The organism is Kitasatospora sp. NPDC022856, from assembly GCF_055561235.1.
Genome location: NZ_JBVHHE010000071.1, coordinates 1 through 19,044, shown reverse-complemented (window position 1 = coordinate 19,044; position 19,044 = coordinate 1). Strand labels below are relative to the sequence as shown.

Genomic DNA, 19,044 nt, shown 5'->3' with positions numbered 1-19,044 from the left:
ACCACCGGCAGGACGACCTCGTGCTCCTCGAAGCGGGTCATGGCGAGCGGGTCCGCCAGAAGCACGCTGGTGTCGAGAACGTAGGTCCGCCGGTCGTCGTGTCTGCGGGAGCGGGCAGCCGGCTCGGGGCGGGTGCCGCGGTCTTCGATGCTCATTGGCGTCTCCTTGGCGACCGGGTTGGTGCCGGGCCTGGAGTGGGTGCGGACGGGAACTGCTGCCCGCACGACGGGTCGGTTGCTCGCGGTCGGAGGGATGGACGGAGGCCGGGCGCAGGCTGCACCGGTGCCGAATTCCGTAATCGAGCGGACACGGTCTGCGGCAGCTGGGGCATTCAGGAAAGGGTGTCGACGGCCGAAGATTGCATTTCGATGGCGATCGACCCTCTCGGTGGGCAAGGTGCCAGGTTCCAAGGGTTCCCATCCTTGGAAATGCACCTTCGCCCCGATCGTCGGGCGCGATTGGGAAATCAGCCACCCAAATCCGGCGGGCCAGTTTCCGTGTGGGATTCATTGGCTCGGCCGGCAATCCACCATATGGAAGGCCGGTGATATGGGTGCTCCTTTCAATGAACGATAGTCAGTGATGCTCGCCGCTCAAACGTGAGGTGGATCACAGTCTCCTTCGAGCCGTTCGCGCTCAGCGGCGTCCTCCGGAGCGTGGCCGATTGACTACGCGGCCGCACGTCCGTGCGCCGGGTACCCGAGGGGAGTCCGCGCTCGTCGGCTCGTCGGCTCGTCGGCTCGTCGGCTCGTTGGCTCGTTGGCTCGTTGGCTCGGCCGGCCGGTCGGTCGGCCGCGGCGGCGCGGGGCGACGGCACGGCGTGCGGCCGATGGACCGGGCCTCGCGGCGGCGTCGAGGCGGGGGTGCCGGCCCGTGCCGCAGGTGATCCAGCCGGGGGCCCGCCGCAGGCCTTGGCGGAAGCCCGCGTGACGTGATGTCAGTCACCGCCCGGCAGGAGGTCCACCGTCGTGCCCGCCTCGGTTTCGCCCCGGAATTGCCGCCGTCCCCGGCGGCCCGCCGGGGCGCGCGGACTGCCACGAGCAGACCTTGACAGCACGCGAACCATCCGACAAGAATCCGCTCACCCGGCGCCCAGTCCGCTCACTCCGAGCCCGCCGGACGGCACGATCACACGTCGCGTGCGAGCCCGCGAGGCCGCCGCCCGCCGGACGCCGGACCTCACAGGAACCCCGCCGCCCGGCACCGCCGCACCCGGTTCCGCCCTGCGCCTCTTCGCGCACGGCGGCCTGCCAGGAAGACAGCCATGCCCGGATCCACACCCCGCTCCGGTACCTCCTGCCGTGAGGAGCCCTGCGTTCGACTCGCCGCCCGTCGACTCCGCTACGCCGTGTTCTGCGCACTGGCGGCCCTGCTCGGTGTCGCCGGCTGCGGCAGCTCCCCGGAGGCAGCGCCGAGCGGTGCGCCCCGCGAGACTCAAGTTCCCGGCCCGGGGGAGCCGTCCGCGATCGCCCCGACCCCCCTGTTGTCGGCGGCGCAGCTGCCCGATGCCGCTGCCCAGCGCTGGACACCGCTGCCCGCTGCTGCCGTCCGGCCCGTGACCGGTGACATCCGCCTCAACGAATGCGCCTCAGTCGTCGGTGCCGTGCGCTGGCAGCAGCTCGCCTACGTGGGTGTCCACCGGACCCCCGCGGTCCAGGAGGTCTTCGCCTTCCGGGACGCGGAGGCCGCTCGTGAGGCCTACGAGGGGTTGCTGACCGGGATGAGTGATTGTCAGGCACTTTCGCGCGCGCTGCAGACCAAGGTCGCGCGCGCCGCGGACGCGGAGGTCGTCAGGACGGCAGCGGCCGGTCAGGCCACGGCCTGGTCGCGCCGGTGGGCCGGTATGGAGGGCCTGTCGGCCGCCGGTCCGCAGACCAATCACCTGTATGCCGTTCAGCGCGGCACCACGTTGGCCGTCGTCCATTTCGACGAACGGGCCGACTCCGCGACCACCTCCTACGACACCCGGGCCGACCACGAGGTCCTCGCCGCCATCACCCGCCGCCTCGGCTGAACCCGCTCGCAGCCTTGTCACCGATCCACCTGGAGCCCACGATGTCCGTCCGTAGAGCCACCCTCCGACGCTGCCTCACCGGCCTCATGGCGCTCGGCGTCCCCGCTGTCCTGACTGTTGCCCCGGCCCACGCCGCCTCCTCCGCCGGGGGCGCCATCACGCGCGCGGAGGTGATCGAGCGGGCGCAGAGCTGGGTCACCCAGGGCGTGTCCTACGACCAGGGCGCCTTCCACGTGGACAGCAACGGCACCTATCGGCAGGACTGCTCGGGCTACGTCTCCATGGCCTGGCACCTCACCGACAGCATGGTCACCCAGACCCTGCCCGACGTCTCCACCGAGATCGCCGCCACCGACCTCGGACCCGGCGACGCCCTCGACTACACCGCCCAGCACGTCATCCTCTTCGGCGACTGGATCGACAAGTCCGCCGGGACCTTCCACTACTACGCGGAGAGCAACCCACGGGTCCTCACCAGCAAGTACGAGGGCGACCTCAACGCCAGCTCCCTCGCGGGCTGGCCCACCAGCTACTACACCCCCTACCGCTACGACCGCATCACCGGCACGGGCACCGACATCCCCGCCACCACCCCGTCGGCCCCCTCCAGCACGGCCCCCTCCAGCACGGCCCCCTCGCCCGGCGACACGCCCTCCAGCCCGGACCCCACCCGCCCCGCCCCCGGCACGGGTGTCGGTGGTGACGGCCGGTACCGCTCCGACCCGCACGCCTGGTGGCACTTCTGGTGACCCGGGGGTGAGGCAGCCGGAACAGCGCGGCCGCCTGGCTCGCCCCCTCGCGTGCCGCACCGCCGCGAGAGCAGCCGACACGATGCCCGCCCCGCCTGCGGCCGACCACGCCGCAGGCGGGTTCCGGCACGGCCCGCCGGAGCCGCGGTTCTGCTACCGCTCGATCCGTGCCCGCCGGAGCCGCGGCCAGGTGGCTGCCCGTCGGACGGCCCCGCATCCGCGACCGTGCGGTGCGTCGCCCCCGGTGGCAGCGGCCGGGTTCTCCCACTCGGCCCACGTGGGTCGCCTCGTCCGCTCACCCCGCCCAGGAACATCCGCGCGGCGCCGCCGGTGGCCGGCCGAAGGGCGAGGCGAAGAGGACCGCCGCCTGCGGGGTGGCTGTGCTAGGCCGGGGTCTCTTCCACCGAGAGGGACTCGACGCGGTGTCCACCGGTTGTGCGGTCGCGCAGCCACACGATGGTGAAGACCAGGACACAGATGGCGGGAAGCACGCTGACCGTGGCGAAGGTGCTCGCGGCACCGTGTTCGTCGATCATCCCTCCCATCCACGGCACGGTCAGCGCGGTGGCGAGCATCCCGCCGGAGCCGATGAGCGCCAGGACGAAGGAGCCGCCCCGGGGGCACCGTTCGGCCACCACGCCGAGCATGGTGGGCCACAGCCGGCCGATACCGAGGGCGAAGACGGCGGCTGCGCCGTAGGTGACCGGGGCGCTGCGGGCGTGGGCGAGCAACTGGAGTCCCATTGCGGCGAGCGCGCACGAACCGGCCAGTACGGCGATCGGGCTCAGGCGACCGACGAGTCGGCTGCCGATGGTCCGGGAGGCGAACATGATGCCGTTGACGAAGGTCAGGACCAGGATTCCGGAGGCTCCTGCCAGCTGGTTGAGGGTGTCGGGGATCCACTGGTTGGGTCCGAGTTCGGTGGACGCGGTGAGCAGCATGCAGCCCAGGAAGACCAGGAAGACGGGCCGGAGAGCGGTCCGGAACATCTCCTTGCCGGTCACGGCCGCGACGACGCGCTCGGTGCGGGGGAAGCGCAGGGGGAAGAGGAGTACTCCGTAGGCGACCACCAGCAGGAGGATCGTGCCGAGCTTCGCCTGCCAGCCGATACCCGCGCGAGTGAATCCGTAACCGACGACGCCGCCGGCGATGAGGCCGCCGGCGAACCAGGCGTGGAAGGCATTGAGCCGCAGCGTTTTGTTCGTGGGGTAGAGGGTGGCGACGAGCGGGTTCGCTGCGGCCTCGATGAGTCCGTTGCCCAGCCCGACAACCAGCGTTCCGGCAAACAGGACGTCGAACCCCGGTGCGGTGATCGTCATGACGAGCCCGGCGAGTTGAGCGATGAAGGCGAGCGTGAGGATCCTCTTGGCCCCCAGCACGTCCACCAGGAGACCGCCGCCCAGGATGGCGCCGACGTAACCGTAGAAGGCCGCACCGGCGATCAGGCCCAGCCGATAGTGGTTCAGGGCGAAGTCCTGCCCCAGCGCGCCCATGATGTCGCCTCGCACGGAGAACGTCATGCCGGTGGCGGCGAGTGCGACACAGCTGCCGATGAACAGGCGGCGTGCACGGATCGGGGTGGCCGTGGTGGCCTCGGCTCTACTGCCGGAATTGAGGAGCGTGGTCATGGAGGGCTCCGGTCTCTGGGAGTACGGGGGAGGGAGTGCAGGGGGAAGGAACGGGATCCGCCGGGCGGCGCGGGGGAGGACGGCGCCCGGCGGACGAACGGTCGGGCTCAGCTGCCGGAACCCACCTGGGCGAGGTGATGGCGCAGCACCCGGGCGGACTGCGCGGTGTACTCCTCGTAGAGGCCTGCGGGAAGCACTCCGGAGGCGTGGTCGCGCAGCCACTTGATCATGCCGTGGCTGAGGGACTCATCGGCGGCGTCGGCGATCTGCCGGTCGGACAGGGGCGTGCGGTCGATGGCGGGCATGAACTCCACGGACAGGTGACCGTCGTAGCCCGTGGCGGCGAGTTCGCCCAGCACTGCCGCCCAGTCGATCGCTCCCGATCCCGGCGGAAGCCGGTTGTTCTCGGCGACGTGGAAGTTCACCAGCCGGCCGGCACAGCTTCGGATGGCGGATCTCCAGTCGGCTTCCTCGATGTTCATGTGGAAGATGTCCAGGCAGACGCCGCACTCGTCGCCCACCTCCTCAGCCAGGCGGAGCGCCTGGTCGGCCCGGTTGACGAGGTAGGTCTCGTAGCGCGTCAGGGGCTCGATGGCGAGCCGGACGCCCCGGTCGCCGGCGTGGTTCTGCGCGGTGCGGAGGGCCTTGACGTACCAGTCCCACTCCAGCTCCGCGTCTGCCATCGGCACCAGCTTGCCGACGGTGCAGGGCACCGTGACGAAGGTGCCGCCCAGCTCGGCGGTGAGGTCGATGGTCTCCATGAGGTAGTCGAGACTGGCCTGCCGGATGAAGGAGTCTTCGTGGACGAGGTCGCGGCCGCCCATGAAGAGCGCGAGGCCGCCCGAACAGGCGATGTCGTGTTCGGAGAGCAGCCGCCTGACCGCCGTGAGGTCCGTACCGTGGGGGTCGGCGGAGATCTCGATGGCGTCGTACCCGTATCGGGCCAGCCTGGGAACGGTGACCTCCAGCGGCTCCGGACGCATCCAGTTGTGCATGGACAGGCGCATGGTCATGGCGTGGCTCCTGGCGCGGTGGGGGAGGAGGTGTGCTGTCCGGTGCGGCCGAGCAGCTCGACGGTCACGAAGCAGAGTGTGGTGCTGCCGTTGTTGTGCAGGTCGTGGATCACCGGCGAGTCCTTGCCGCGGGCGAAGTACTCGGTATCGCCGATGCCGTAGGAACGGCGGTGCTGCTCCCACACGCTTCCGGTGAGCCGCCACTGCAGAGCCGTGCCCGGCTCGGTGCATGTCCAGAAGTAGTCGAGGGCGTGGCAGTGGAGCGGTGCCCGCTCTCCAGGTTCGAGGCGGACCTCCCAGACGCGGACAGCGTCGTTCTCGAACAGGAGGCGGGTGCCCACCTGACGGTTGAGGGCTGCCGTCTCTCTCTCCGCTTCGGGCGGTCCGACGGGTGCGACTGCGGGGTTCGTGGATTCGGAGGTCTGTCGGATGCTCATACAGCGAGAATGGGCCGCCCAGGCTCGTAAGTCTAAGATTTCTTCTCTATCTATTCACACAGGATTTATCTATACGTAGCCTGGGCGATGTGAGTCTCAGACAGTTCGAGTACTTCGTGGCGGTGGCCGAGGAAGGTTCGCTGAGCCGCGCCGCCGCACGGTTGTCCGTCGCGCAGCCGTCGTTGTCCCAGCAGCTCAGGACGCTCGAACGCAGAGTCGGCGGACCTCTGTTCGAGAGGCTTCCGCGCGGCATGCGGCTGACACCGGCCGGCCGCGCCTTCCTCCCGCAGGCGCTCGCGACCCTGCGGGACGCCGAGCGGGCCTACCGCTCCGCGCGGGCGGCGACCGGCGGCGAGTCCGCCGAGCTCGAGATCGCCACCGTGTCGTCGATCGCGGCCGGCATCCTGCCGAACGTCATCCGCGCCTGGCACGACCAACACCCCGGGTGCCCGGTCCGACTCGACGAGTTCAGCCATCGCGACCTCCTGGAGCAGCAGGTCCGCAACGGCCTGGCCGACCTCGCGGTGGGTCCGCGGCCCCGTGCCTGGGACGGCCCGGTCGTACCGCTCGGACATGAAGAGTTCGTGGTGGTGCTCCCCCGAAGTCACCCGTCCCTCAGCGACGGCCGGGTGACACCCGCCACCGGGATCGCCCTGCGCGACCTCGCGGACCAGGAGTGGGTCCTGTTCGGCCAGGGACACGGTCTCAACGACCTGATCTCCGGCTTCTGCTCGACCGAAGGGTTTCGGCCGGTGGCGGCGGTACGCACCTGGCAGGTGGACGCGGCGGCGCGGCTGGCCGCTGCCGGGGTCGGGCCGGCGCTCCTCCCGGACAACGCGCTTCCCGCAGGGCTCGACGCCGTCGTAGTGCCGTGCCGACCCCGGCGCTTTCGCGCACTCACCTGTTACCTGCGCAGCGAACCGCACGGGCTCGTGCGCCAATTCGTCACGGCGCTACAGGAATCAGCCCTGGGGTTGGTGCAGGGCCCGGGGCGCCCGGACAGCAGCTGAACACCGGGGCCCTGCCGGGAGGCCGAGGCGGACCGGGACACCAGAGCAGGGCTTTCAGCAGTCCGGACATCCCTCCTTACCTGCATGCTTTCCACTGGGTAGCAACAGCCCTTGATGGTTACCACGCTGGAGCGGATAGCTTCAGGTCCTCATTTCCGGACCAGCGGACTGTCATCCGACGCCGCGCCGAAGGGTACGAGACCGTGAGCACACCAACGCCGCTCGTCGTCGGCAACATCGCACTCTCCTTCCACCGCGCCGTTGCCGGCGTCGTACGCCATCTGCTGGAATCGCACGGCCACCGCGTGACCGTCCTGGAAGCTCCGCATCAGGAGATCTTCGCGCTCCAGGCCCGCGGATCGGTCGACGTCCTGGTCTCCGCGTGGCTGCCCGACAGCCACGGCGCGTACCTCGCGCCCTACCGGGACCGGGCGGTCGTGCTGGACGCCGCCTACCGGCCCTACTGCACCTGGAGCGTCCCGCCCTACGTTCCGCAGGCCCTCGTCGCCGAGATCGCCGACCTCACCCGGCCCGAGATCGCCTCGCGCATGGCAGGGAACATCCAGGGCATCAACCCTGGTGCCGGGATCAGCCGGTTCTCCGTCCGAATGATCGCCGAGTACGGGCTCGGCCGGCTCGGATACACCTTCACGCCGGGTACCGAGGAGGAGTTCACTTCTCACGTGGAAGAGGCGATCGCGCGTGAGGAGTGGTTCGTCACACCACTGTGGCGCCCGCAGTACCTCAACCGGCGGCACCGGCTGCGCGCCCTCCGTGATCCGAAGGGCCTGCTCGGCGGCGTCGACGCCGCGTCCACCGTGATCCGTCTCGACGCCGCCGAGCGGATCGTCCCCGCCGCGATGGAGGCTCTGAAGCGGCTCAGCCTGGGCAACGACGGTGTCGAGCTGCTGGACGAGTTGATCTCGGTCGACGGGCTGTCCCCACTGGAAGCCGCCGAACGCTACCTGCGCGCCCAGTGAGCTTGTTCGTCACTCTCGCCGGGTGCCGGAGGATGTCCGGTCTCTCCGTGAACTGCGCGGGGTCAGCGGCTGGAGTGACCGGGATTCAGGGTCGGTGTCATCGTCCGGTCTCGGTGACTGTCATTACCCGCAGTTCGGGTGCGTCCGAGATGTCCTTCTCGCAGAAGCGTGAGGTCACCCACTGCCCGGTGGAGAAGAGCGCGGTCTGGTCGGGTGCCGCCACGGACGGCGAACTGGAAGTCGCCCCATCGGGAGGCCGGGAGGCCGGGAGGCCGGCGGTATCCCGGCGGCGCGCAGTTCGGTGACGGCCTACCCCAGCGCGCGAGGGACGGCCGGTGACGGGGCGTCCAGCGCGTGCGGCGTATGGACCGGGTGGGCGGGCGAGAAGGGCACCGTCCAGAGTTCCTCCGGTCCGGTGTCGGCGACGAGTCTGCGCCAGAAGCGGGCGAAGAGCAGCACCTTCTCCCGGGCACGCGGCACCGACGAGGTCCTGGCCGGGCTGAGCCGTACCCAGGGCTGAGCCGTACCCAGGGCTGAGGTTACGAATGCTTTCCGTGGCACTCAACGCGGCTCCCGGGGTGTGCGGTGGAGAGGTGCGGCCGCGAGGCACGCGGCGGCCACAGCCCCTGTCCATCGGACCTGACCGGATCCACCCCGGCCCGTGTTCACCCGGTCAAGGGCGCTTCGGGCAGCATCCGCGGCAGTGAGATCGGCGGCCCGGGCCTGCGCTCAGGTGATGTCGTCCACCCGCTCGTGGTCGAATCCCGCCGGAAGCTCACCCGCCGGCGGCGCGGTGGAGGGTTCGATCACCTCGACCACGGTGACCGGCTGCACCGAGAGGTCCAGCTGCGAGGCCTCGTCGTCGAGCAGCCCGTGGTCCGGGTTGCGCCGGGCTCTGCGCCTGTCGTTGATCATCGAGATGCCGACCGCCATGAAGTACAGTGCCCAGATCGGCGCGGCCAGAGTCAGCATGCTCACCGGATCGACGCTGGGCGTCGCGAAGGCCGCGAAGACGGTGATGCCCAGCACCATGCCGCGCCACCAGCTCAGCAGCCGTTTGCCGGTCACCACGCCCACCAGGTCGAGCATCACCAGCAGCAGCGGGAACTCGAAGGCCAGACCGAAGACCAGGACCAGCCTGGTGGCGATGTCGAAGTAGTCGTCGGGCGGCAGGATCGGGGTGGTGTTGTTCGGGGTGAAGGCGAGCAACATCTCGACCGTCGTCGGCAGCAGCAGCATCGCCAAGGCGGCGCCCGCCAGGAACAGCGGGGCTCCGCAGGCCACGAAGACCCGGGTGTACTTGCGCTCGTTCCTGTGCAGACCGGGCGCCACGAACGCCCAGACCTGGTAGAGCCAGACCGGGACGGTCGCCACCACGCCGGCCGTCAGCGCGACCTTGAGCATCCAGGTGAAACCCGCGGTCAGGCCGATGGTGGAGACCTGCGCGCACTTGCGCTTGCCCGCGGCGATGATCTCCGGAGTGCACCGCAGCGGCTCCAGCAGGAAGTCCTCGATCCGCTTGTGGAAGACCAGCGCGACGAGCGTGAGCACCACGATGGCCAGGGCCGACTTCACCACCCGGCCACGCAGTTCCCGCAGATGGTCGGCGAGGGCCATCCGTCCCTCGGAGTCCTTGGGCGCTTTCGACGCCTTGATGAGCTTGCTCAACGCGGTCCTCGCTGGTCCTTCAGGGCCGCCGTGCGACGGGGCCGACCTCCTCCGGTGGTGCGGTGCCTCCCGTCGATCCGGGGGGCGGCAGCGCACGGCGCCGCTCACCGCACACCGATACCCGGTGGCCCTGGCATCGGTGAAGTTCGAAGACCTCCAAGGGGGCGTACCTCGGCGCGTGCCCTACGTGGTGACCTGCCACGCACGGGTGGGCGCGGTCCGGAGAGGGGAACGCCGCAACCAGCCCGTAGGAGGCGGATGATGACAGGAAGGAGCATGACCGGGCGCCGACTGCGGACGCCGCAGCACTGGCGGCTTCGCGAGGTGCCGCCCGTGCGCAAAGTGTGAGGGAACCCGGGGCGCCCGTCAACGAGCAATGTCCCTGCTTCCGGGCACCACACCGAAGCACCGGCCGAGCCCACCCGGGCATGGCGAGCCGGGGCCGCCGTGCACGGCGGCGCTACCACCGACGGGATCGGTCGCTGTCAGTGCCGGTGGTCACCCCGTGACACGGCGGGAGCGCCGCCGGCGGCCGTCGGTACCGGGGGGACCGGGCTGCACCGGTGTCCAGGCGCGAGCGGTGCCGGGTGCGTCATGGGCCCGGCCGCGGGTGGCTCCCGGTCCGCCGGGCGGGGTGGGAGGTCCGTCGTCGGTGCCTCTGGGGAGCACGAGACGCACAACGCCGTGAAGCGGTCGGCCGCGAGGGGGCCCCGGTCCGATGAGCCGTCCTCGTGCAGAGCAGCGGCGTAGAGGCAGGTCCGCAGGGCCACCACGCCGACATGGGCGTGCCAGGTGTCTTCGGACTCCTCCCGTTCGGTGGCCGCGTTGGCCGGTGCCGAGGACAGGCTCCGTCTTCGGCCGGCGGCCCGCACGACGGCTCGCAGGATCTCGTGCCGGCACGTCTCGGGCAGCGACACCGGAGCTTCCCCGGAAGGCCCGCTCCCACTGCCGGGTGCCGTGGCGGGCTCGACCGTTCCCCCCGCCACGACGATCCGGCGCTCGGACACGGAGGCACGGGGGGACGCCGGCGCAACGGCGCTCCCGGGCGCAGCCGCGTCAGCCGCTTCGGGGCGGGTACCGGTGAACCGCGCGAACCAGCCGGTCGGCGGACGCCCGCCGTCACCGACGGGGTGCGGACCACCGCCCCGATCACCTTGCCGTGGCACCCTGCCACGACGCACGAAGGTATTCCAGGCCGCCGAAGGCTCTCGCATCGCTCTCCTCGTGTGGACAGGCGAGACAGGTCTGACAGGTGTGGCTCGTGGCTCCACTGGCTCCACAGGGCCCGTCGTCGCAATAGAGGGCCGCGCTCCGTCAGCGTCCCGAGGCTCTATCGAAGTGTTACCGACGGACTTCCGGGTCAGCCCGGCACATCCGCCGATCTCGCTCCAGGTAGTCGGCGAGGCATGGACGGTCGCGCCGGGTTGTTCAGATCGAACCGACGCCCCCCGAGCGCTGACGACAGCGGGTTCTGAGTGGCCAGGTGCTTGTGGATGCGGCCCGTGTCGCACCGGCCGTCGATGACCCTGTTGTCCGGTCGGGCGCCGACCGGGTGGCCGGCCCGGGCCCGTCCTCCGGTGTTCTCGCTCGTGCCCACGAGGGACGTGAAGGTGTGGTGCGTACGCCCGACGCAGCTGCGGGTGCACCGTCGGCGCGGCCAGGCCGCCTGGCGAGGGATCCCGAAGACGGCGCAGTGCCCTCGTGTCTCTCCCCGTCCGGTGCGCACTCGACGCGGCCGAGTGCCCGACCGGGCGGGTCAGGCCAGGCGGCGGCGGACGGCGGCGGACAGACGGTCGACCGCCACGATCAGCACCAGTACCACCAGGATGTGGGTGAGCATCTCGTCGAACCGGAACAGCTTGATCGACTGGTTGATCAGGAAGCCGATGCCCCCCGCGCCGACCAGCCCGAGGACCAGCGAGGCGCGGACGTTCACGTCCAGTCGGTAGAGCAGCAGTCCGGCCAGCCGGGGGGTGGCGGTCGGCAGTAGGGCGTGCAGGGCGACCTGGACGCGGCCGGCACCCGCCGACCTGAGCGCCTGCGACGGGCCCGGGTCGGCGTCCTCGATCGCCTCGGCCCACAACTTGCCCATGACGCCGACGTTGTGGCAGGCCAGCGCCAGGACGCCGGGGAACGGGCCGAGGCCGACAGCGGTGACGAAGACCAGGGCGAAGACCACGTCCGGCACGGAGCGCAGGAAGGACAGCAGCGAGCGCGCCGCCTGGTAGACGACACCGGACGGGGCGACGTCGCGGGCGGCGAGCAACGCCAGCGCCAGGGACGGCGGGATCGACAGGGTGGTGCCGAGCAGGCCGATCCACAGGGTGACCAGGGCCGCGGACAGGCTCGGCTGCAGGACCGCCCGGTCGATCCTGGGCGGGAAGGCCTCGCCGAGGAACTCCGCCATGCCGTGCCAGCCCTCCGCCAGGGCGGCCAGCGACATGTCCGTGGTGTTCCACGCGACCACGTGCGCGGCGGCCACGGCGGCGGTCACGATCAGCGCCCTGACCACGGTGCGGGGCCGCCGGGGGCGGGGCGGGACGGGGAGGCCGCGAACGGCGCTGGACACAGGGGTCATGACAGGCTTTCGGCGAGTGCGGGCTGGTACAGGACGTCGACGTTCTGGTCCGGCGGGCCGTCCAGCAGCACCCGGCCGTCGCTCAGGCCGATGACGCGGTCGGCGTGCCGGGCGGCGAGTGCGGGCTGGTGCAGCACGGCGACGACGGCGAGCCGTTCCTGGTGGGCGAGTTCGGCGAGCAGCGCCAGCACCTGCTCGGACGCTGCCGGGTCGAGGGCGGAGACCGGTTCGTCGGCGAGGATCACCTCGGGGCGCTGGCACAGTGCCCGGGCGACGGCGACGCGCTGCTGCTGGCCGCCGGAGAGCCGGTCGGCCCGGTCGTGGGCGCGCTCGGCGAGGCCGACCCGGTCCAGGCAGGCCATCGCCTCCTCGCGCAGGTCCCGCGGGAACAGGCGGGAGTGGAGCGAGTGCCGCAGCGGCAGTCGTCCCAGAGCCCCGCCGCAGACGTTGTCGAGGACGGAGCGCCGACCCACCAGGTGGATCTGCTGGAAGACCATGGCGAGGGCGAGCGGGTCGCCCGCCCTGCCGTCGACGGTCACGGTGCCCTCCGCCACCGGTTCGATCCCGGCGGCCGCGCGCAGCAGGGTGGACTTCCCGCAGCCGTTGGCCCCGAGCACGGCGAGGAACTCGCCGCGCGGGACGGTGACGTCCACCCCGCGCAGGACCTCCCGCGGGCCGTACCGCACCGTGATGTCGGAGAGCACCAGCATCAGAGGTCCTTGTCGGTCAGGTTGAGGGCGGCCGCCAGGTCGAACAACGGCTGGTAGGTGGACTTGTCGACGGCGACCAGGGGCGCCGCGGGCTTGACGGCGAGCAGGGCGCCGATCTGCCCGACCTTGTCGCTGGGAAGGTGCAGGAGGGCGTCCGCGGCGGCCTTCTTGAACGCGGGGTCGAGGTTGCCGCGGACGGTGATGGGGTCGTTGGGGATGGCGTCGGAGGTCCAGATCTTGCGGAACTTCGTCGGGTCGAAGGTCTTGGACGCGGTGGCGCTGGCGAGCTGCTGGGAGTTGATCTCGGCGGCGTCGACGGTGCCCTTGGCCAGCGCGAGCAGTGACTCGGCGTGGCCGCCGGCGTAGTTGACCTTGACGTCGGCGGTCTTCAGGCCCACGTCGACCAGGGCCTTGCGGGGCAGTGCGTCGCCGGACGTGGAGCCGACCGAGGAAAGCGCGAGCGAGCGCCCGGCGAGGTCCTTGACCTCGCGGACGGTGGAATCGGTCGGTACCCAGATTCCGGCGGTGTAGCTGGACACCTTGCCGCCGCTGTCACCGAACGAGGCGACGGCCTCGGCACCGGCGCGCTGGCTGGCGAAGACGTAGCCGAGCGGGCCGAACATGGCGACGTCGAGCTTGCCGTTCTGCAGGGCGAGCACCTCGGCGGAGTAGTCCTCCGTGATGGTGAGCTGTACGGGGCAGTTGAGCTGTTCGCCGAGGGCGTCTGCCAGGACCTTCGCGGCCGGGGTGAGCTTGGCGGGGTCCTCGAAGGGCTCGACGCCGAAGCGGATCCTCCCGCCCGGGCAGGTGGCGGACTTCCCGGCGGCGGAGGGGCCGCCGTCGCTGCCGCAGGCGGTGAGGGAGAGCGCCGCGAGGGCGCCGGTGACGGTGAGGACGAGGGGACGAAGACGCACGGTGGGCTCCGAGGTGAGCAACGGGGGAAGCCGAGGAGGAACCGGGGCGGGGTGCGCGGCCCGGCATCACCGGACGGGGCGCCGCTCTTGGCCGGCACCGGAACGCTGGCAGGTGCGGCAGCCCCAGGTCAACTACTTGTTGTGACAAGTCATTTCCTGTTCACTCGCCCGTGACCTCGTGAGGTTCTCGGCCGGCGTGGCCACAGGCGTACTGCCACCCAAGTCATCGCATTCGGCCTGGATGATCCGGTCGGGCCGGTCGAGCGGCTCCTCGGGTGTCCTCCCGGCCGCTCGACGTCGAAGCCGGGTCAGATGAACACTGCATGACTTGTAGTGATAAGTGCTTGTTGGAGGGGCAGCTTCGCTGCGACCTTGGCCGTCAAAGGAGGAACACCCCCATGAGCCCAGACGGACTTCACCGACGGTCCCTGCTCGTCGGCGGCGCAGCCGCCCTGACCACCGCCGTCGCCACCCTTCCCGCCCACGCCGCCACCACCACCACCGCCGCGCCGCCGCGTGCCGCGGTGCTGGAATACACCGACCGGTGGACCCACGCCTCCGGCCTGGCCGAACTGCTGCGCCGGGCCGGCTTCACCGTCGTCCCCTTGGACACGACCCGCTCCGCTACCGCCCAGGGCGTCGACCTGATCGCCTTCGGTAGCTTCACCAACAACGGCTCGCAGTACCCGAGTTACGTGGCCGCACAAGCCGTCTCGCTGCGCGACTTCGTGGCCGGCGGCGGCGTGGTCCTCGACCTCGCCCAGTCCGACCAGTTCGGCGCCGCGGTCTCCTACCTCCCGGCCGCACTCGGCGCGGTGCGCACCGACGCCGACTACGACACCGTGCTGCCGATCGTCGCCGACCACCCGCTCGTCACGGCGCTTCCGAGGAGTTCCGGCAGGGTGTTCACCGGCCGCGCCCCCGGCATCCGGGTCAGCTGGGAGACCGTCGGCTCGTGGCATGCCATGCGGGTGCTGATGGCGTGCACCGCGGGCGGCGCCAACCCCTGTCTGCTGGAGGGTGCGCACGGCGCGGGCCGGTTCCTGGTGGCCAGCCTGACCGTCGACAAGTGCTTCAACAGCAGCGGCGCCGCCGTTCAGCCCGCCGCCGCGGTGCAGGACAGCGTCACCTTCTTCACCGCCCTCGCGGGCTACGTCGCCCGGGTACGCGCGGGCACCGCCCCGGCCGTCCCGCCCACTCCGATGCCGGCGCAGCCCTCGGTCGGTCCGCTGGTGGGACACGTCGGCACCACCACCGCGCGCATCTGGGCCCGCCCCGGCCTGGACCCCGCGGTCCACGCCGTCTGGCGCTGCACCGTACGCCGGGCCGACGGCTGGTCGAAGGTCGTCGACGTGCCGATCTCCACCGCCAACGACAACACCCTGCTCGCCGACGTCCCCGGACTCCTGGCGGCCACACACTACGAGTTCACCCTCGCCCCGACGGTCGCGGCCCCCGGCTTCGTCCCGCTGACCGGCTCCTTCGCCACCGCACCCGCCGACGGGGCGCCCGCCGTGGTGACCATGGGCCTGGGCTCGTGCGCCCCGTCCACCCCGAACACCGTGTGGACCCGCGTGGTCGAGGAGGGCTGCGACAGCTTCGTGCTGCTCGGCGACACCCCCTACGTCGACTCCGGCGACCTGGCGGTGGCCCGCACCAAGCACCGCGAGTTCCTCGCGCAGCCGGAGATCGCGCAGATGGTCTCGACCATGCCGACCTGGGGCACCTGGGACGACCACGACTTCGGTGGCAACGGCATCAACGGCACCTTCGCGGGCAAGGTCAACACCCGCACCGCCTTCGTCGACTACCGTGCCAACGCCTCCTTCGGCCATGCCGACGACGGCACCCGCCTGACCACCAGAACGGCCGGCCGGGCCGTCTACACCTCGTTCCGTCGCGGCCCCGTCGAGGTCTTCCTGCTCGATCCCCGCTGGTTCAGCAACACCGGTCCCAGCTGGGCCGACCCCTCCAGGACCACCTGTCTGGGCGAGGTCCAGTGGGACTGGCTGCGCGCCTCGCTGCGGGCCAGCACCGCCCCGTTCAAGGCCATCGCCTCCGGCATGATCTGGGACGACAAGGGCAACTCGGAGACCGACGACTGGGCCACCTACCAGTACGAGAAGGAGGCGATCCTCGACTTCCTCGCCGCCGAGCGGATTCCCGGCTGCTTCCTGGTCAGCGGCGACGTGCACGTCTCCCGCGCGCTGAACTACGGGCCCCGGATCGGCTACGACCTGTGGCAGTTCATCGTCAGCCCGCTGCACGACCGCACCATCGCGAGCCTCAACACCCCGCACCCGGCCCTGGTCGCCAGCGCCGTGGAGCCGTTCGTGTTCCTCAAGCTCGTCGCGGACACCACGGTCTCCCCGGCGACGCTCACCGCGACCTGGATCAACCGCGACGGCAGACGCCTCTTCGAGGTCCACCGCACCGCGACCGAGCTCGGTCATCCGGCCTGATCCCTCGCCCCCGAACCCCGCTGTCCCGCACCGCCCCACCACGGGCGGTGCGGGACGGCGGGGTTCACCCGATCTTCGCCCAACATGTCATGACAAGTACTTGTTGGGCGCGCGCTTTCATGACAAGTTTCACGGGTGAACGATTCCACTGACCTGATCCCCGTCCGCCTCGCCCGTTGGGAGGGAGTGGACAGACCCTTCTCCCTGCTGGAGTGCGCGACGGTTCGTACCCCCGGCCACGGCGAACTGCTGGTGCGCATCGACCTGGCCACCGTTTGCGGCAGCGACCTGCACACGATCGAAGGCCGCCGCCCCTCGCCCGTACCCGCACTGCTCGGCCACGAGCAGGTGGGCACCGTGGTCGGCGTGGGCGCCGGCGGTGTGCGGTGCGTGGACGGCACGCCGGTCGAGGAGGGGATGCGGGTGGTGTGGTCGGTGGCCGCCTCCTGCGGACGGTGCGTGCGGTGCGAACGCGGCCTGCCGCACAAGTGCCTCAGTCTGCGCAAGTACGGCCACGAGCCGTGGTCCCCGCTCGCCCCGCTGAACGGCGGCTTCGCCACCCACTGCGTGGTGCTGCCCGGCACCGCCGTCGTCGCCGTGCCCGCGGGCCTGCCCGACGAAGTCGCCAGCCCCGCCTCCTGTGCCACGGCCACCGTCGCCGCCGCCCTCGCCGCCGCCGGCGAGCCGGCCGGGCAACGAGTCCTGATCACCGGTACCGGCATGCTCGGCCTTACCGCCACGGCGATGGCCGCAGCCGCCGGCGCCCGGGTGAGCGCGGTCGACCCCGACCCCGCCCGGCGCGCCGAGGCGCTGCGGTTCGGCGCGAGCGCCGCCCTCGACACCGCCGAGGAAGCCGGCGAGGCCGATGTCGCCCTCGACTTCTCCGGTCACCCCGCCGCCGTCCAGCGCTGCCTGGACTCCCTCGCCGTCGGCGGCCGGGCCGTGCTGGTCGGGTCCGTCGCGCCCGGCCCCGCCGTCGCCCTCGACCCCGAACGCCTGGTGCGCGGCCTGCACACCGTCACCGGCGTCCACAACTACCGCCCCCACGACCTGGACACGGCCGTCCGCTTCCTGGCGGCCCATCACGAGACCTACCCGTTCGCGTCCCTGGTCGCCGCCGCCCACCCGCTGGAGCGGATCGAGGACGCCGTCGAAGCGGCCCGCACCGGCACCGCGCCGCGTCAGGCGCTCGCCCCGTACCCCCGGTCACCGCGCCCGCCCGGCGGTGCGGCCGCCCAGGGTAGGGCCTAGAGCTGCGCCGAGCGCGCGGAGCGGGTGTTGGTGACCGTCACGTTCGCCACGTCCGGCCGGTAGCGGTCCTCGGACCACTCCACCGGCACCCCTTGGACGTCCGTGGTGAGCCGCCGCTCGCGCAGCAGCGGTGCGCCCACCTCGACCTCCAGCAGCTGCGCGTCGACCTCGTCGGCGGCGACCGCGTCGAAGGTGTGCCGGGCCGCGGCCAGCTCGACCCCGTTCTCGGTCAGCAGCGCGTAGATCGAGCCCGCGTCCAGGTCCGCGCCCAGCAGGGGGCGGCCCACCGCCTCGGTGTACGTCATCCGTTCCAGCATCGCCGGCCGGCCGTCCAGCAGCCGAAGCCGCAGCAACTGCACCACCAGCGCGTCCGTGTCGACCTCCAGTGCCGCCGCGACGGCCGCTTGCGGCCTGCGCAGCGCGATCTCCTGCAACCGCTGCCCCGGGCTGTGCCCGGTCAGCCGGGCCCGGGTGGTGAAGGACAGCAGTGACTCGAACGGCTGCGACGGCACCGCGTCCAGCACCACCGACCGCCGTCCCTGCCCCCCGCTGATCAGTCCCTCCTCCCGGAGGGTCGCCAGCGCCTGGCGCACCGGAGTGCGGGAGGCCGCGAACTCCTCGCACAACTCGGCTTCCGAGGGCAGGAGTTCGCCTACCTTCAACGAGCCGCTCCGGATCCGCTGGCGCAGTTGGGCGGCGACGACACCGTGCAGTGATTCCTTCACGGGACCTGACCCTACAGGTGACATGGAGCGACCTGTCCCGCCTCCTGTCATGACACCTTCGGATCCATACGAGATGACCTGCGGAACAACCCTCCACCCGGACCTGCCCCCACCCGGGCGTCGAAGTGATCCAGGTGAACAATCGGCAACCTGTCTGGACAAGTCCTGACCCGCCCTTCCGGCGCCCACGTCGCCGCCGTCGTCCGCACCGGCTCGTACGGCGGCAGCGACTTCGCCACCGTCCCCCAGACCCACGTCCTGGACAGCGTCACCGACCCGACTTCGCTGCTCGACGCCGTCGACACGGACAGCGTGCCGTGACCTCGGCCCTCATCGGCCGAAACGACTCCGGCAGTGGGATCCGAGGCCCGGCGACCGTTCGGCGCGCCGCTGGCCGCACAATGCGACCGTTCACCGCACGTCCTGGGGCGGTGCCTATCCCGTGCCGCCCACGTGCGTTGGGATGCGCCGCAGGGAGCTAACCCGCCGGCGCCGGAGACGACGGCCCCGGCGGCACCCGGCGAGCAGGCCCCGTCTGTGCCGACACGGCGACGGTCCAGCCCCGACGGTCCCTTCCCCACCATCCCGCTGATCTCAGGAGGCATCCCGTGGAACTTCATTCGACCGCCGGTCGGGCGGCCCCCGACCGGCTGGAACGACTCGAAGGGACCGAGGAGTTCCGCCGGCTGCGCAGTTCCTTCCGGGGATTCGCGTTCCCGGTGACCGCAGGCTTCCTGCTCTGGTACCTGCTCTACGTCCTGCTCTCCAACTACGCTCCCGCCTTCATGGCGATCAGGCTGGTGGGACACGTCAACGTCGCCCTGGCACTGGGTCTGCTCCAGTTCGCCAGCACCTTCACCATCGCGGCCCTGTACGCCCGCTACGCCGGCCGCCGCCTCGACCCG

The 19,044-nt window shown here is 71.3% G+C and carries 17 protein-coding genes; 7 read left to right on the top strand and 10 right to left on the bottom strand.

Annotated features, from left to right (window positions below):
• A partial coding sequence (locus tag ACZ34W_RS36965) for a PIN domain-containing protein (protein ID WP_465610651.1) occupies positions 1-155 on the bottom strand: 155 nt, incomplete at its 3' end.
• A gap of 1,400 nt (positions 156-1,555) precedes the next feature.
• On the opposite strand from ACZ34W_RS36965, the gene ACZ34W_RS36960 reads away from it, so the two are divergent.
• Entirely contained in the window at positions 1,556-2,014 is a 459-nt protein-coding gene (locus tag ACZ34W_RS36960) for a hypothetical protein (RefSeq protein ID WP_465610647.1), read from the top strand.
• Positions 2,015-2,055: 41 nt separating this feature from the next.
• Positions 2,056-2,763: a hypothetical protein gene (locus ACZ34W_RS36955; RefSeq protein WP_465610645.1), complete on the top strand. Its 708-nt coding sequence runs from the start codon at positions 2,056-2,058 to the stop codon at positions 2,761-2,763.
• Positions 2,764-3,146: 383 nt separating this feature from the next.
• Here ACZ34W_RS36955 and ACZ34W_RS36950 read toward each other — a convergent pair whose 3' ends face one another.
• The 3 genes from ACZ34W_RS36950 to ACZ34W_RS36940 form a co-directional block, all read right to left on the bottom strand.
• Positions 3,147-4,391, bottom strand: coding sequence for an MFS transporter (locus ACZ34W_RS36950; RefSeq protein ID WP_465610643.1), 1,245 nt, complete (start codon positions 4,389-4,391; stop codon positions 3,147-3,149).
• Positions 4,392-4,498: 107 nt separating this feature from the next.
• Positions 4,499-5,404, bottom strand: a complete 906-nt coding sequence (locus ACZ34W_RS36945; protein ID WP_465610641.1) for a sugar phosphate isomerase/epimerase family protein — start codon at positions 5,402-5,404, stop codon at positions 4,499-4,501.
• Positions 5,401-5,745, bottom strand: coding sequence for a cupin domain-containing protein (locus ACZ34W_RS36940; protein ID WP_465610639.1), 345 nt, complete (start codon positions 5,743-5,745; stop codon positions 5,401-5,403). The genes ACZ34W_RS36945 and ACZ34W_RS36940 overlap by 4 nt, the downstream gene beginning before the upstream one ends.
• A 185-nt stretch (positions 5,746-5,930) precedes the next feature.
• Between ACZ34W_RS36940 and ACZ34W_RS36935 the strand changes: the two genes are divergently transcribed.
• Together ACZ34W_RS36935 and ACZ34W_RS36930 are read left to right on the top strand one after the other, a co-directional pair.
• A complete protein-coding gene (locus ACZ34W_RS36935) occupies positions 5,931-6,851 on the top strand; it encodes a LysR family transcriptional regulator (RefSeq protein WP_465610637.1) in 921 nt (306 codons plus the stop codon).
• 203 nt (positions 6,852-7,054) lie between these two features.
• On the top strand, positions 7,055-7,831 hold the full coding sequence (locus tag ACZ34W_RS36930; protein ID WP_465610635.1) for a glycine betaine ABC transporter substrate-binding protein: 777 nt from the start codon (positions 7,055-7,057) through the stop codon (positions 7,829-7,831).
• 309 nt (positions 7,832-8,140) lie between these two features.
• Here ACZ34W_RS36930 and ACZ34W_RS36925 read toward each other — a convergent pair whose 3' ends face one another.
• The 5 genes from ACZ34W_RS36925 to ACZ34W_RS36905 all read right to left on the bottom strand — a co-directional run bounded on the left by ACZ34W_RS36925 (position 8,141) and on the right by ACZ34W_RS36905 (position 13,701).
• Positions 8,141-8,311, bottom strand: a complete 171-nt coding sequence (locus ACZ34W_RS36925) for a hypothetical protein (RefSeq protein WP_465610633.1) — start codon at positions 8,309-8,311, stop codon at positions 8,141-8,143.
• A gap of 249 nt (positions 8,312-8,560) precedes the next feature.
• Positions 8,561-9,448, bottom strand: coding sequence for a twin-arginine translocase subunit TatC (tatC, locus tag ACZ34W_RS36920; RefSeq protein ID WP_465610649.1), 888 nt, complete (start codon positions 9,446-9,448; stop codon positions 8,561-8,563).
• Positions 9,449-11,255: 1,807 nt separating this feature from the next.
• Entirely contained in the window at positions 11,256-12,068 is an 813-nt protein-coding gene (phnE, locus tag ACZ34W_RS36915) for a phosphonate ABC transporter, permease protein PhnE (RefSeq protein ID WP_465610631.1), read from the bottom strand.
• A gap of 5 nt (positions 12,069-12,073) precedes the next feature.
• On the bottom strand, positions 12,074-12,787 hold the full coding sequence (locus ACZ34W_RS36910) for a phosphonate ABC transporter ATP-binding protein (protein ID WP_465610629.1): 714 nt from the start codon (positions 12,785-12,787) through the stop codon (positions 12,074-12,076).
• Complete coding sequence (locus ACZ34W_RS36905) at positions 12,787-13,701, bottom strand: phosphate/phosphite/phosphonate ABC transporter substrate-binding protein (RefSeq protein WP_465610627.1); 915 nt, start codon at positions 13,699-13,701, stop codon at positions 12,787-12,789. The genes ACZ34W_RS36910 and ACZ34W_RS36905 overlap by 1 nt, the downstream gene beginning before the upstream one ends.
• A gap of 398 nt (positions 13,702-14,099) precedes the next feature.
• On the opposite strand from ACZ34W_RS36905, the gene ACZ34W_RS36900 reads away from it, so the two are divergent.
• Both ACZ34W_RS36900 and ACZ34W_RS36895 read left to right on the top strand, forming a co-directional pair.
• Positions 14,100-16,163 carry an alkaline phosphatase D family protein gene (locus ACZ34W_RS36900; RefSeq protein ID WP_465610625.1) on the top strand — a complete coding sequence of 688 codons (2,064 nt, stop codon included), beginning with the start codon at positions 14,100-14,102 and terminating at the stop codon, positions 16,161-16,163.
• 135 nt (positions 16,164-16,298) lie between these two features.
• The gene (locus tag ACZ34W_RS36895; protein WP_465610623.1) at positions 16,299-17,414 is read left to right on the top strand and encodes a zinc-binding dehydrogenase; all 1,116 of its coding nucleotides are present in this window, start codon (positions 16,299-16,301) and stop codon (positions 17,412-17,414) included.
• Here ACZ34W_RS36895 and ACZ34W_RS36890 read toward each other — a convergent pair.
• On the bottom strand, positions 17,411-18,139 hold the full coding sequence (locus ACZ34W_RS36890; protein WP_465610621.1) for a GntR family transcriptional regulator: 729 nt from the start codon (positions 18,137-18,139) through the stop codon (positions 17,411-17,413). The two genes, ACZ34W_RS36895 and ACZ34W_RS36890, sit on opposite strands and share 4 nt — an antisense overlap.
• A 608-nt stretch (positions 18,140-18,747) precedes the next feature.
• On the opposite strand from ACZ34W_RS36890, the gene ACZ34W_RS36885 reads away from it, so the two are divergent.
• Positions 18,748-19,044 (top strand): DUF485 domain-containing protein (locus tag ACZ34W_RS36885; protein WP_465610619.1); only part of this gene is annotated, 297 nt, incomplete at its 3' end.